Below are 12768 nucleotides of genomic sequence, written 5' to 3'. Positions count from 1 at the left end.
CGATCCGCATGAAATCGAAGGGCGGCCCCGCGGGGGCCGCCCTTTTTGCTTTCCGAGCGCCGCGTTGCGCTTGACGCCCTCGGCACGGAATGGAAGGCGGAAGCCAAAGAACGGGGCGAACGCCTGCGCTCTGGATTCAAGGGCGTGGTAGATTTCATTACGGGGCGGGCAGCGCAGACGCGGACGCAGAATGCCTGCGAAGCGATGGCGGCCTATCAGCGTGATCGCAGCCAGCGGGAAGCCTTGCATCAGGCACAGGCGGGGGAGCTGGCGGCTCTACATAAGCGCCGTGCCGATCTCAAAGCACAGCAGCGGCAAGAGCGCATGCATCTGGCGGCCAAGATCGGCCAGATGCTGCGCCTGACGCGAGATATGGGGCTGGATGCGAAGAAAGCTCCCGATGCCACCCGCACCAGACAGCCCAAGCAACGCGGCTTCGATCTCGACCTTTGAGATATAGGGGAGAACAGCCATGACCAATGGTTCTATCAATCTGCCCACGCTGCACGGTGCGGGGCGCAATACGGGCGCGGCAGCACAACGCGATGCCGCCCATATCCCGCTTGGCACAGCTTCATGGCAGAGCCTTGAAGGCGATCATAGCCTGAAATTCCGCACGGGCGATCTGTGGCTGTCCCGTCACCTTACAGGCGAACCCGCCGGATACCGTGATGACCGCCATGTGCTGCTGGTCAGCGGTACGCGCATGGGTAAGGGCGCTTCGGTGATCGTGCCGAACCTCGGCCTGTGGCCGGGGTCGGTGGTGGTGATCGACCCCAAGGGCGAGAATGCCATGGTCACAGCCCGCAGACGTGGGGAAGGCTCCGCCTATAGCGCGGGCTTGGGGCAGCGTGTCCTGATCCTCGATCCGTTCGGGGAAGTGGTGCGGGGTGAGGATGATTTTGCGGATATGCGGGCTGCGTTCAATCCGCTCGATGTGATCCTGACGCGCAAGCGCGAGGCGGTGGACGATGCCGCCAGAATAGCGGACGCGCTGATTGTCAGCGAAGGCGGGCAGGATGCGTTCTTTGACGATACAGCCAAGGGGATCATCAAGGCGCTGATCCTGCATGTTGCCAGTGATCGCAACTACCCCGATCATCAGCGCAATCTTCTGACCCTGCGCCATGCCCTGCTGGCGGGGGATGATGAGATGCGCCGCATGCTGGAACGTAACGGCGTGGAAGAACCGCCCAGCGGTATCAGCCTGCTGTTCGCCCGCATGAAGTTTAACAGGGCGTTTGGCGGGGTGGTCGCCAAGCACGGCGCGATGCTGCAAGAATTGCTCGATTCCTCGCCCCGTACCCTCATGTCAGCGCTGCAAGTGGCAAGAACGAACACGGAGTTTCTGGACAGCCCTGCGCTGCGTTCCTGCCTTGATAGCTCGACCTTCCAGCTATCCGATCTCAAGCACAGCCCCACCAGCCTGTATCTTTGCCTGCCGCAGCGTTTCATGGGCAGCCACTACCGCTGGCTGCGCATGATGACCACGCTGATACTGGGTGAGATGGAACGCGCCCGCGCGAAGGTGCCGCCCAAATACCCCATGCTCATGGTGCTGGATGAGTTTCCTGCGCTTGGGCGCATGAAGGTGATTGAGAACGCGGCGGCGCAGATTGCGGGATATGGCGTCAAGATGATGTTCGTGGCGCAGACCATGGCGCAGATCAAGGATGTCTACAAGGACAACTGGGAAACCATGGTGGCGAACGCGGGTGTGAAGTTGTTTTTCGGGAATGATGACAATTTCACCCGAGAGTATATTTCCAAGATGATAGGCGATGTAGAATTGCGCCGTTGGGCGCAAAGCCACAGTCACAGTGAAGGGCGCACCCAAAGCCAGAGCCATGGCAGCCAGCAGGGCTATTCCGGCAACCGCACGATGGGTGCGTCCAGTTCTGTATCGTTCGGGGGGCAGAATGGCAGCTTCACATCCGGCAATTCCCGAAGTGTCAGTGAGGGCTGGTCGAACAGCCAGACCCGCAGCACCACGCAAGGCACCAGTGAGGGACACACGACAGGGGAAAGCGAGACGTTTCATAAACGCCCCTTGCTGACGCCGGATGAAGTCGGGCGGTTGTTTGGCAACCGCCAGAACCCTGCCATGCTTGCGCTGATCTCCGGCCTGCAACCCGTCGCGCTCAAGCGCACCATGTACTTTGCCGATCCGGTGCTTTCAGAAAAATTCGATCCGCACCGCGATCACCCGCCGCCACTCACCCGCGCCCAGCTTGCCCAGCGTGATATGAACGTGTTCTTCAAACACGTTCTGTCACCTCCGCCGCCCAAACCAAAACCCGCAACGATTTCATCGAACGATACGCCTGAAGCGGTGTACAAGGATGTAACGCCCGTGCGCCCAGCCACTACGGGCTTGATGCGGGCAGCCCTTCGCTCTGCGATGTTCACGGCACTCAAGCTGCTGATTGCGGGCGGTATGGGGATAGCAGCTTACGTGCTGGCCGTAAGCTCATAACCTCACCACATGCGGCTGGCGATCAGGGGGGCAGAGATTATTCTTTAATCGTTACGACCGGGCAATATCCTGCTCAAGCAACATGCGGACATACCGGGTCATGGGAATGCCCCGAGCGGCCGCCTTGGATTTGACGGCATCCAGCAGAGATTTTGGCACTCGCATGTTCAACGCTGCGGCTTTCTTCTCAAACTCGTAGCGAACAGGCGTTGCTGCACTCCAATCGAACTCAGACAGGTCAGACTCGGCCACGAATTTCTCAGCGGCCTCATCTGTTGGCAGGGTCGGCCATGGCTTTTTCGATTCGTTCATAGTGTTCTATCTCCTTTCTGTGCATGTATCTGGCACTGATCGGGCGCAGATAGGTTCCATCCTCTCGCTCTCGATGCATGTAGACGATGAAAACAGGTCGCCCGTCCTGCGTTCTGGCGGCTGTTCTCAGGCGCGGTTCAGCCGGATTCGGATCGGGGATGTTGAAGGTCATGTGCTGCAAGGCATGCTCGATCTCAGCTTGACTGAGGCCATGCTTGCCACATTTCGGCCAGTTCCCGTCATCCCATTCGATGCCTGAAATCTTCATCATCATGGCTTTCAAGCATACACAAATCACTACACAAATGCAATACTATTGTAAGTGTTTCGCTGAGACATCAGCCCCACATGCGGCTGGCGATCTCGCGTTCCTCCTGCCCCAGCACGTGGGTATAGATCGCGGTGGTGGACAGGCTGGCATGACCCAGCCAGCGCTGCACAAGGGTTATCGGCACGCCGGAACGGATGGCATGAACGCCAAAGGCATGGCGCAGCCCCTTCGGGGTTGCGTGTGGGCCTGCGCCAATCTTTGCCTCCCGCATGACGGCTTTCACCAGCCACCATGCGCGGCTGCGTGACAGGCTCCATAGCGGTGTCTCTGCCGCGCCGCCCAAGCCGTCCAGGCGGTTGACAAGCTGATCGGGCACGGGGATTTCCCGCACGATGAACGCACCACGTTTCTTGAGGCTGAGCACAGCGATGGTGCCGTCATCGGCGTTGATACTGCCCAATGTCAGGCCAAGGGCTTCTGATATGCGGCATCCGGTGAAGGCCAGCACAAGACACAGCGCAGCGATCTCGGGGCGTGGGTGCTTGCCTGCGGCCACGATGAAGCGCCCGCGTTCCTGTGGGGTCAGATACTTGCGCCGTCCGTCACGGGCGTAGAGGCTGGCGGGGCGTGAGTGGTGTAGCTTTTCCATGTTTTCCCTTGTCGGCAAAGGACTTGCCGAGAAGGGAGGACACGACAGAATTGCACATTCTGTTAAGGCCACCTCAAAGCCTTGGAACCGTATGGCTTTCGCGGTGGTATCACCTCCAGCACTTATCATCGGGACTGCGGGGAAGCAAGCAAAACAAGCCCTTTTTGGGTGACTCAACAGAATGTGCAATTCTGTTGAGCGTAGTTGGCGGCGGTATCTTCGGCATTAAACCTCTCCCATTTTGTGGGCCGGTTTTTGCTGGATAGACTTCCCTGTTTTGGCCGCTATCAGGAAAGGCACAACCATGTCCTACGACGACTACCTGCGCCGCATGACGGAAGAGCAGTTCAAGCAAGCCCAGCAGATGCAAAATGTGCAGAGCTATCAAGTGCCGGATCACCAAACCGCGCAGGTGATCAATAACAAGCTCGAAGAGCTGCGCCGCGAGCAAGACCAAAAGAAAAGCTGAGGAAGCGCAACACAACTTTGCCGGACTGGAAGCGTTCCAGTCCGGTGTTACGGATTCAGGCAACACGAAGAATATCTATCGCGAGGGCGAAATGCTCACTAAGGAAGACAAAAAGCGTATTGAGGCGGAGGAAGCCTATCGCGCAAAAATGCAAAAGCAGCATGGAAAATCCGAGATCGGCATAGGGATCAAGCGCCAACTTGGGAAGAACATGCTGCATGTCATTGGGCTTTTGCTGTTTATCGTTCTGCCGCTCACTACCTGTGTCGTGCTAATGCAGCCCTGACCGGATGGTCACCTCATAATGCGGCTGTGAAACGACATCAGTGGGCGCGCTTAAGGTGCAGGTTTCGGCACAATATTTGGCCCCAAATGAAGCGTGAGGGGGCACTAATCCGCGAGAATGGAATGACCACAGTTGTACAAAATGATCCGATTAAGAACCTGTTTCAGTCCAGGGAGTCTGTGCTCAGGCTGATCGCTGTTGCCTTCGCCGTTCTTGTACTGGCTGTAAATGCGCTAGGTATCAGTCGGGCTTTGGGAACGTTTTTTGAGCAACAAAGAGACCCTCGGTCTTGGTTGGCAGATGAGGTTTCCGCGCTGGCGCTGCCCGATCTTCTTTTCTACAGTGGCGGCTTTGGCAACGTTGCGGCAGTCTTGTGCTATGCGCTGCCCGTCTTGATCATCGCAGCCATAGCCATGAGCGTTATTCCGGCTGCCAGCAAGTATGTGCGGCTTGTTGACCTGATGGCGCTATGCGTGTCGCTGCTCGTTATTCTGGGCGTGGTCGTGAGCTTCTCTAATGTCTCCGCTGATCTTCGCCGCTTTGAGTTCACAACTTACGGCACATGGGCAACGCCGCAGAACAATGTGCGGGAATTCTGGCTGCCTCTCGTGCCGTCATGGGGAAGCTTTGCCTCTGTCCTCGTTGCGGTGTTACTCACGTTTATCCTGTTTGGGAACCGGATCGTAACGGCAGCAGGTTTGGGCGTTATTGTGCTAATTTTTATTGGCCCCATGCTCTATAGCGACAAAGAGCATCCCACGTCATCTATGGATAGTCTGCTTGACAGCCGCGAAGATGAGGCGCGCCCCTACCGCCTTTCGGATGAGAGCATTGAAAGTCTGATGCCGCCGCGCGCCTCTCCGTAAGCGGGAAAACCATGCGGCCTGCATGAACTTGAAAACAACACCGCAGGAAGACAAACAGACGCTGACTAAATCTTGCGCCTGTTTTAGCTCGCGGACTTGATAGACAACACCAGCGTCATAGGCGCATTGCTGGTGGCCTGAAAACCGTAGTGCTCGTAAAAGGCTTTGGCTTCTGGTGAGATCGCATGCACCAGAACACCGCGTATCCCAAGGATGGAGGCCGCTTGCGCGGTGCGCAGCACCGCATCTTGCAGCATGGCAGCTCCCAGCCCCTTACCCTGCCAGCCTCGATCAATCGCAAGCCTGCCGATGATCGCCATGGGGATAGGGTCGGGCATGTTGCGCCGGAGCGAACCGGGGGCGGCGGCAATATCCAGTGCGCCGGATGCCAGACAATAGTAACCGACAACCCGCGCCCCATCGGCCGCGACATAGGTGCGAGATGCACCGCTGGCGTGGTTAGCCCGCGCCCTGCGGCGCAGCCAGTCGTCCAGTGATGCGGTGCCGCTGTCAAAGCTGTTCAGGTCGTGGTGGTCGGCCAGAAGCTCCGGCGCCTTAAGCATCAGCCCTGCCAAGGTTTGGGGGCGTTCATCAGTCGCTCAAAGCCCGCGCCGCTTGGCGGGCGGTCGAGAATGTCCAGAAACTGCTGATAGCTTTCGGCGTCCACCTTCACCAAGGTCTGATCCAGTAACGTGTCCTCTGCTGCGCGGTAGGCGGCATCAATCATGAAATCTGAGCGGGTCTTGCCCCGGATTTTGGCGGCGCGGTCGATCAGCACCCGCACGTCCTCGCGGATGCGAAGGTTGACGGGCTTGGCGTGGTTACTCTCTGGTATGGTCTTGTGTGGCATGGTCATTCACCTTTCATGACTCATCATAGCACATAGAGATACACATTGTGTATCTATTTTCTGGGTGTGGTGGGTGGGCACGAGGGCTTGCAGCCGCCCGTTCGGGTGGCTGCGCATGTTCCTAGAACAAAGATAGCTGTTGCGGGGCGGGTTTGCACCAGGGGGTGCGCTTGGCCTCGTGGTCAAGCCATGCGGTGACGAAGGCCACCGCCCCGCCGTAGGCTGCCACGCTGCCAGCGGGAATGAAGTGTGAGCGGTAGCCTGTTTCCGTGACGGGCAATGCGGCCTCGCCCGTGCTGTGTAGCTCGATGTGGTCAACCAGCCCGAACGCTTGCGGTGTAAAGTTGATGCGTATGGCGATGCCGCGCCAAGTGATGCTGTGTGTTTCCATGCTCTCGACCTCCCTTGGTAGGTACGCCGCTTACGCGGCGCGTCCTTCCTGTAGGGGGGTGGTCTGAATGGCTCGAGCTTGCAGGCCGTGCAGGTAGTCGGCGGCGCGTTGGGCATGGGCGGCTGCGGTGAAGATCGCCCGCTTGTCACCCTTCAAGACGGTAAGCCAACTTTGAATATAGGCGGCATGGTCTGCGCTCGGCTCCAGCGTCAACGCCAGATCGGCACACAGGAACGCCGCGCCAAGCTCGGCCACCAGTTCCTCACGGGCGTAACCTTCATCGCCCCACCGCTTGCGCCCAAAGTCCCGATCCAGCCGCGCGGGGTGCTTCGTCCAGTGGGTCAGCTCGTGCGCCAGAGTGGCGTAATAGCTTTCAGGGCTGCGGAACGCTTCAAAGGCGGGCATCTGCACATGGTCGCTGCCGCCACTGTAATAAGCGCGATTGCCACCATGGCGAAGCTCTGCGCCTGTCGCCGTAAAGAACGCCTCCGCATGCGCGATGCGTTGCACGGGGTCAATCACGGCGGACGGCGGGGTGCGGTATTGGTCGGGCAATCCCTCGATCTGCTCCACATTGAACACGGTGTATCCCTTCATAAAGGGGATGGTGCGTTCCTCGTCCTGCCCGTTCTCGCCTTCCTCGGTCTTGGTGATCGTGTTGGCATAGACCACCAAAGACCCGCGTTCCCCCTTGCGCACATGCCCGCCAAGCGCCTTGGCTTGCTGGAAGGTCATCCAGTGCGAGGCGGTAAAGCCCGCCTCCACCGATGCCGCCCAGAGCATCAGCACATTGATGCCGTTGTATGGGGTGCCGTTGTGCCGCAAGGGGCGGGTAATACGCCCCTCAAGGTTGCCATTGCTCCATGGCTTGATCCAAGTAAGCTGGCCTTGCTCAAGATCAGCCACAATCTTATCGGTGACTTTTTGATAAACATCGGTTTTCATGGGCGTTCTTCCTTTCCTAGATGCCGTTTGCGCATGCAAACGGGACTAGGCCCGCGCCAATGAGCGGGGGAAAACCGTCCAGACCGTATCCGGTGGAGGGGGATCACCCACCCTGCACGAAGGCGTAAGACAAGGAAGGGTGGGGATACCGCCGGATACGCCCAGGCGCCTAAAGGCGCAGGGCTTGGTCTTGACGGTTGGGGGGCTGCAAGCCCCAACGAAAGAAACAGCTATCAGCCTGAACAGGTTGGCTGGATTTTAAAGATGGGAAGTTCAGAAGGGAGAGCCGCAATCTCCCGTCTGATCATGGGGTTTTCAGGGGCAGCCGGAATGCTCCCCTGAATGACGGTCAAGTGGTCAATCGCTTGTGCATGGTTTGGTGTCGGTGGAGAGGCAAATCTCCAAATCTGACGAGTGGGTTCAGGGGGCGCGATAGCCCTTTGACCGATGGGGGTTGGGGAGCGCGGCGGCTCCCCCAGTGGTGATGCAACGGCCAGACGTTTGCGAGTGGTAGAGCGACGATACGGTCTATCGGTCTGACGGGCGGCTCAATGCCCGAAGTCAGGCCGTGGCGTGGGGGATGCAACGGGGGCGCGCAGCGGCCCCCTTGCCGAGATTGTGCGGTACTACCGCACACATCTTGCATACAAGGGCTTCAGCCCACGACTCGCGCGCACGTTCCGCACGTGCTCGCATAGCCTAGTCACCATACGAAAGGTTAACTCTTCCCATACGATACTCAAAACTGAGCTTGCCTTCCCCACCATACACTTTGTGCAGGCGCAAATAAAAATTATAGTCCGTTTCGATTTCATTTAGTTGTCGGCTGGGTAGGCCATTATTCTCATGAGCCTGATTTACAACACGGAAAAATTCATCCTTCGCTAGTGGCGCTGATAACGATTGCCCTCTGCTTGACATTGTGGTTCCTTTCGTGAACGTTTTTGAGCTTGCGGCCCTGCTCGCAAGTATAGTATGCGCGAGGGGCGCAGTCACTACATTTTGTATGGGGTGAGACACCTTGATACTCAGTCTTGATCAGATCGAAGGTGATGAAGATGACGCTAGGAAGTTATGCAGAACGGCGCTCTTGCACGAACTTGTTCGGTTTTCACGTCAGCTAGATGCCACAACTGGCATGATTGCTCTTCGCGGTCACAATCAGAGCACATTTTGTTTGCTTCGCACGAATGATGCCTTGCTTCTTGGTCAGGCCCTAAGGGGGCCGATGAATCGGTCGGCCAAACGAAAACTCCACAAGAGGGTTTTTTTAAACGTGCCGCGTCGAACATTGAGCCATGAGTATATAGATACTCTCAAAGATATTCACCCCACAGATGGGGAGCAAAATCCATTTATACATTTTATGTTTGGCACTCACAATCAGCCTGAATACACGATTGTTTATGCAGACAGGCTCAGATGTTTTGAGCTTGTTCTCTATATAGAACAGCGAGCATTTCGCGACTATATCTTCAGGAGCATGTAGATGCCTTACCGCGTAAGAAATATCCAAGGTAAGACCAAGGTATATCTATTCCTTATGGATGAAGGCGTAAGGGATGGAAAAGACGCGGAGGTTTGCAAGGCATTCGAAAGCCTTATCGGAGAAATCAGGAAGGAGAACGGGATTGATGCACCAACACTTTTCACAAAATCCTCCCATATAATTGAATTGAATGGAATGCTGTTTTGGATAAACAGCAAGGAAAATGGCTCTGGATTCCTTAATTCATTTGTTCTAAGTCGGAGGGCAAAGTTTTGAATGTCTTCCTTGATATATTAACTCTTGCCGGATACGTAATAGAGATTATCGGAATTGTCATGATGGCAAATCGCTTTATGGCGGTGGATATACTCAGCCTTATCATTGGCATAATTTTAGCACCTTTTCGTTCGGGGATGCCCAGCATGATAGCTCGCCTATCAGAAAATGAGCCAGAAAATGCTTACAGGACATTTAGAGGGCTTTCATTCCTTGCGTGGGGCTTTTCTTTTCAGCTGATTTCGTTTGTAGCGGAAAATTTTCTTTTATAAGGCGATGATCTTCTCATGATTTTTATCCTCCATATCCAGAAGTGACTTGCTCCGCCTCGCCCGATATAAAACTCTTAACCTTAAGTCCGCTATAGCTTAGCACATAGCTTGGTAAGCGCTACTTGGCGTGCTTCGTCGTTCCCTCCGCAGAGGACGCAAACATTCGGCTGGCCGCAGCGGGCGCGCTGGATAACCTGCCCATGAGAGAGTGGCGGTAACCACACGCGCGAACCCCATATGGCATAGTGTTGTCAGGGGTTTCCTTCGCGCTGCCTCACTGTAAGATGGTTCAGAACGACTTGGAACCGTCAAAAAACGCCAAATTTACTATTTGCGATTCAAGCGCCTCGTTTACAAATGTTCCCAGCGCATACCCGGTATGCGTTTCCCTTACTTGCGATAAGAAACTTTCCCCTTGATCGTAGCCTGATTCGGGGGTGCACGACACACCTTACGGCTGGATTCTTCCGGCAGGGTGAAGGTCGTGGGGCGTATGATGCTGGTCTTTCAGGCCAAAGGCTTACGTATATCAAAACATCCAGCACGTTGGCTGTCGCTTCTGCGGCATATCGGCGGCAACAGGCACCTGCCTTGGCGGATATATCGCCGGGAAGGGCTTAATCACCAAGGCTCTGGCGTTGCTAGGCGCACAGGTCACTCTCAGCTCCAGTATCCGGAGGCCTGCCCATCGGAGGCGGGATGCTCAGCCCGGCACTGTACATACCTCGGGCGCAAGCCTAGTGCGGGCTTCTCGTTCCAACTACAAGGAATGAGCCAACATCCCGCACAGTTCTGCATTGATCCAAGTCCATGGAAATGTAGAGTATAAAGTCATATGTTCTTGATTTGTTCTTATCACTTCTGATATACTACCCCGTTTCAACAATCGTGCAACAGACAAGGAGGTCGGACATGAGCGAAGACGAAAACCTGACTGGCCTCGGCAGTCAAGAGAGCGCCCCCAAGGGTGACTTTCCCGCCCTTCGGTTTGATGCCGAAGCCTACCGCCCCCACCTTGCCGATAGCGATCTGACCGAAGCCCAGCAAACGGAACTTCTGGCGGCGATTTGGCAGATCATGGTCGCCTTTGCCGATCTGGGCTTCGGGCTGGACCCCGTTCAGTATCTCCAAGGTCTGCAAGCTCTGGATAACACCCCGCCCAGCCCAAAACCCGCTCCGAAACCCCGCCGCGATATGGTAGGCTGCACGGGTCAATTCTCGGAACACACTAACCACAAACCTGCAAAGGCTCACAAACGGCCTTCTGCGGAAAGGAAGGAGTCATGAAGTCCAATGAACACAAACCAATGGCCAGCCATGCCGTAATCTATTGCAGGGTGTCCAGCCCTGCTCAAGTGGCCAAAGGGCATGGTATGGTCTCGCAAGAAACCCGATGTCGCGAGTTTGCGCGCATGAAGGGTTATGAGGTTGCCGAAGTGTTCACCGACGGTGCCGTGACGGGTGGGCTGATTGATCGCCCCGGTATGTCCGCCATACTGGCGTGGCTGAAAGCCCGCAAGAAATCCGGCTCCTATGTCGTGCTGATTGACGACATTTCCCGCCTCGCGCGGGACGTGAAAGCGCACCTTGAATTGCGCGGCGCGATCTCGAGTGCGGGTGCGCGGCTTGAAAGCCCCTCGATTGAGTTTGGCGAGGATTCCGACTCTATTCTGGTTGAGAACCTGCTGGCCAGCGTTTCGCAGCATCAACGCCAGAAGAACGCCGAACAGACCCGCAACCGCATGCGCGCGCGTATCCAGAATGGATATTGGCCGTTTATCTCCTGCGCAGGCTATAAGTTCCAGCACAGCCCCGGCGAGGGAAAAATCCTTGTGCGTGATGAGCCTGTGGCCTCGATCATTCAGGAAGGTCTGGAAGGCTACGCCTCTGGTCGCTTCCAGCAGCAAAGCGAAGTCAAACGCTTCTTTGAATCCTGCCCGGCCTTTCCGGGCAAGAACAAGCGCGGCGAAGTGCGCAACGAGCTTGTGAAGCAAATGCTGACCAAGCCGCTCTATGCGGGCTATGTCGAGGCGTTGGACTGGGGCGTGCCGTTGACCAAGGGGCGGCATGAAGGCTTGATCGACTTCGCGACCTTCGAGCGCATCCAAGCCCGCCTGCAAGAAAGGGCACGGGTGCCTGTGCGTGTCGATGTGTCGGCTGACTTCCCCCTGCGCGGTGCGATTGCCTGCGCCTGCTGCGGCAGGCCGTTCACGGCCTCGTGGTGCCGCAGCAAGACGGGTGAGCGGCATCCGTACTACCTGTGTTTCACCAAAGGCTGCGAACGCCGTAACAAGCATATCCGGCGTGATCTGGTCGAAGGGCAGTTCGTCGCCATGCTGGACGCACTCACCCCCGCGCCCAAGCTGTTCACGCTGGCGCGCGCCATGTTCAAGGATGCTTGGACGCAGCGCATGGCGCAGGCCAAGGCCGTGGCCAAGACCTATGAGCGCGAGATTGCCAAGGTCGAATTCCAGATCGAAGGGCTGCTTGATCGGATCGTTGACGCCACCTCGCAAAGCGTGATCGCGGCGTATGAGAAGCGGATTCACGCACTGGAACGCAGCAAGGTGGCGCTTGAGGAAAAGCGGCAGAACAGCACCCAGCGGCATGACACCTTTGAGGCGTTGTTCGAACTCGCCTTTGGGTTCCTCGCAAACCCTTCTAAAATATGGAATCTTGGCAGAATCGAGTGTCAGAAACTGGTGCTGAAACTGACCTTCTGCGACCGTCTGGAATATGCGCCCGAAACGGGGTTTCGAACCCCAAAAACATCCTTACCCTTCAAGGCGTTAGGGAGGATTTCATCTGGCAAATGCGAAATGGCGGATAGGGTGGGATTCGAACCCACGGATGTTTGCACATCGGCGGTTTTCAAGACCGCTGCCTTAAACCACTCGGCCACCTATCCATCGCCTGCGCCCCGGGTTCGCCTGCGAGCACGGCCTGCCGCGCGCGGCCCCGGCCCTCGGGAAGGCTCCAGGCCTTGCCGCCCGCCGACGGCGGCGCAAAACCGGGTCGAGGGACTGCACGCCCGACAGATCCAGCCCATTATGGCCTGCCGAGTGATTCTGAAAGGGCACGCCGCGCAGGAATTTCACCATTCGTGAACTGCGCGCTCGGGCTCTGCCCTTCCCATGCGGCCCGCCTGCCGGTATGATCTGGCCCGATACCGCCCGTGTTCGGGCCGGGAAGCGGCCGGACCGCCGTCTTCGGGCG

15 protein-coding genes, 1 tRNA gene and 1 pseudogene are annotated in these 12768 nt (G+C 57.1%); 8 read left to right on the top strand and 9 right to left on the bottom strand.

The window, feature by feature from the left end; genetic code table 11:
• Positions 1-45 precede the first annotated feature (45 nt).
• Both ABNX41_RS05195 and ABNX41_RS05190 read left to right on the top strand, forming a co-directional pair.
• Positions 46-453 carry a hypothetical protein gene (locus ABNX41_RS05195; RefSeq protein WP_438668655.1) on the top strand — a complete coding sequence of 136 codons (408 nt, stop codon included), beginning with the start codon at positions 46-48 and terminating at the stop codon, positions 451-453.
• Between the two features lie 19 nt (positions 454-472).
• Complete coding sequence (locus tag ABNX41_RS05190; protein WP_438668654.1) at positions 473-2476, top strand: type IV secretory system conjugative DNA transfer family protein; 2004 nt, start codon at positions 473-475, stop codon at positions 2474-2476.
• Between the two features lie 51 nt (positions 2477-2527).
• Here the strand turns inward: ABNX41_RS05190 and ABNX41_RS05185 are convergent, their stop codons facing one another.
• From ABNX41_RS05185 to ABNX41_RS05175, 3 genes are all read right to left on the bottom strand, one after another.
• Positions 2528-2788: a CopG family antitoxin gene (locus tag ABNX41_RS05185; protein ID WP_438668653.1), complete on the bottom strand. Its 261-nt coding sequence runs from the start codon at positions 2786-2788 to the stop codon at positions 2528-2530.
• Positions 2745-3062 carry a BrnT family toxin gene (locus ABNX41_RS05180; RefSeq protein ID WP_438668652.1) on the bottom strand — a complete coding sequence of 106 codons (318 nt, stop codon included), beginning with the start codon at positions 3060-3062 and terminating at the stop codon, positions 2745-2747. Before ABNX41_RS05180 ends, ABNX41_RS05185 begins: the two co-directional genes overlap by 44 nt.
• Positions 3063-3126: 64 nt before the next feature.
• Positions 3127-3708, bottom strand: a complete 582-nt coding sequence (locus ABNX41_RS05175) for a tyrosine-type recombinase/integrase (protein ID WP_438668651.1) — start codon at positions 3706-3708, stop codon at positions 3127-3129.
• A gap of 304 nt (positions 3709-4012) precedes the next feature.
• Here ABNX41_RS05175 and ABNX41_RS05170 point away from each other — a divergent pair, with 304 nt between their 5' ends.
• The 3 genes from ABNX41_RS05170 to ABNX41_RS05160 all read left to right on the top strand — a co-directional run bounded on the left by ABNX41_RS05170 (position 4013) and on the right by ABNX41_RS05160 (position 5329).
• Positions 4013-4177, top strand: a complete 165-nt coding sequence (locus tag ABNX41_RS05170) for a hypothetical protein (RefSeq protein WP_438668650.1) — start codon at positions 4013-4015, stop codon at positions 4175-4177.
• A gap of 91 nt (positions 4178-4268) precedes the next feature.
• Positions 4269-4463 (top strand): hypothetical protein, encoded by a 195-nt coding sequence (locus ABNX41_RS05165; protein ID WP_438668649.1) that lies wholly within the window; start codon positions 4269-4271, stop codon positions 4461-4463.
• Positions 4464-4585: 122 nt separating this feature from the next.
• On the top strand, positions 4586-5329 hold the full coding sequence (locus ABNX41_RS05160) for a hypothetical protein (protein WP_438668648.1): 744 nt from the start codon (positions 4586-4588) through the stop codon (positions 5327-5329).
• Positions 5330-5412: 83 nt separating this feature from the next.
• On the opposite strand, the gene ABNX41_RS05155 is transcribed toward ABNX41_RS05160, so the two are convergent.
• The 5 genes from ABNX41_RS05155 to ABNX41_RS05135 form a co-directional block, all read right to left on the bottom strand.
• The gene (locus tag ABNX41_RS05155) at positions 5413-5904 is read right to left on the bottom strand and encodes a GNAT family N-acetyltransferase (protein ID WP_438668647.1); all 492 of its coding nucleotides are present in this window, start codon (positions 5902-5904) and stop codon (positions 5413-5415) included.
• On the bottom strand, positions 5892-6185 hold the full coding sequence (locus ABNX41_RS05150; protein WP_438668646.1) for a type II toxin-antitoxin system TacA family antitoxin: 294 nt from the start codon (positions 6183-6185) through the stop codon (positions 5892-5894). The genes ABNX41_RS05155 and ABNX41_RS05150 overlap by 13 nt, the downstream gene beginning before the upstream one ends.
• 115 nt (positions 6186-6300) lie before the next feature.
• Positions 6301-6570 carry a hypothetical protein gene (locus ABNX41_RS05145; protein WP_438668645.1) on the bottom strand — a complete coding sequence of 90 codons (270 nt, stop codon included), beginning with the start codon at positions 6568-6570 and terminating at the stop codon, positions 6301-6303.
• Positions 6571-6600: 30 nt separating this feature from the next.
• The gene (locus ABNX41_RS05140; RefSeq protein ID WP_438668644.1) at positions 6601-7515 is read right to left on the bottom strand and encodes an ArdC family protein; all 915 of its coding nucleotides are present in this window, start codon (positions 7513-7515) and stop codon (positions 6601-6603) included.
• Positions 7516-8214: 699 nt separating this feature from the next.
• Positions 8215-8436 carry a hypothetical protein gene (locus ABNX41_RS05135; RefSeq protein WP_438668643.1) on the bottom strand — a complete coding sequence of 74 codons (222 nt, stop codon included), beginning with the start codon at positions 8434-8436 and terminating at the stop codon, positions 8215-8217.
• A 568-nt stretch (positions 8437-9004) separates the two neighbouring features.
• Between ABNX41_RS05135 and ABNX41_RS05130 the strand changes: the two genes are divergently transcribed.
• From ABNX41_RS05130 to ABNX41_RS05120, 3 genes and pseudogenes are all read left to right on the top strand, one after another.
• Positions 9005-9280 (top strand): hypothetical protein, encoded by a 276-nt coding sequence (locus tag ABNX41_RS05130; protein WP_438668642.1) that lies wholly within the window; start codon positions 9005-9007, stop codon positions 9278-9280.
• A 1184-nt stretch (positions 9281-10464) separates the two neighbouring features.
• A complete protein-coding gene (locus ABNX41_RS05125; protein ID WP_438668641.1) occupies positions 10465-10839 on the top strand; it encodes a hypothetical protein in 375 nt (124 codons plus the stop codon).
• Positions 10836-11831, top strand: a pseudogene (locus ABNX41_RS05120) (recombinase family protein); the annotation flags it as partial. The gene ABNX41_RS05125 and the pseudogene ABNX41_RS05120, both read left to right, overlap by 4 nt.
• Positions 11832-12372: 541 nt before the next feature.
• Here ABNX41_RS05120 and ABNX41_RS05115 read toward each other — a convergent pair.
• A tRNA-Ser gene (locus tag ABNX41_RS05115) sits at positions 12373-12460 on the bottom strand.
• Positions 12461-12768: the final 308 nt, after the last annotated feature.

The organism is Pseudogemmobacter sonorensis (assembly GCF_042762395.1).
Lineage (GTDB): Bacteria > Pseudomonadota > Alphaproteobacteria > Rhodobacterales > Rhodobacteraceae > Pseudogemmobacter > Pseudogemmobacter sonorensis.
This window is presented reverse-complemented; position numbering and strand designations above follow the sequence as displayed.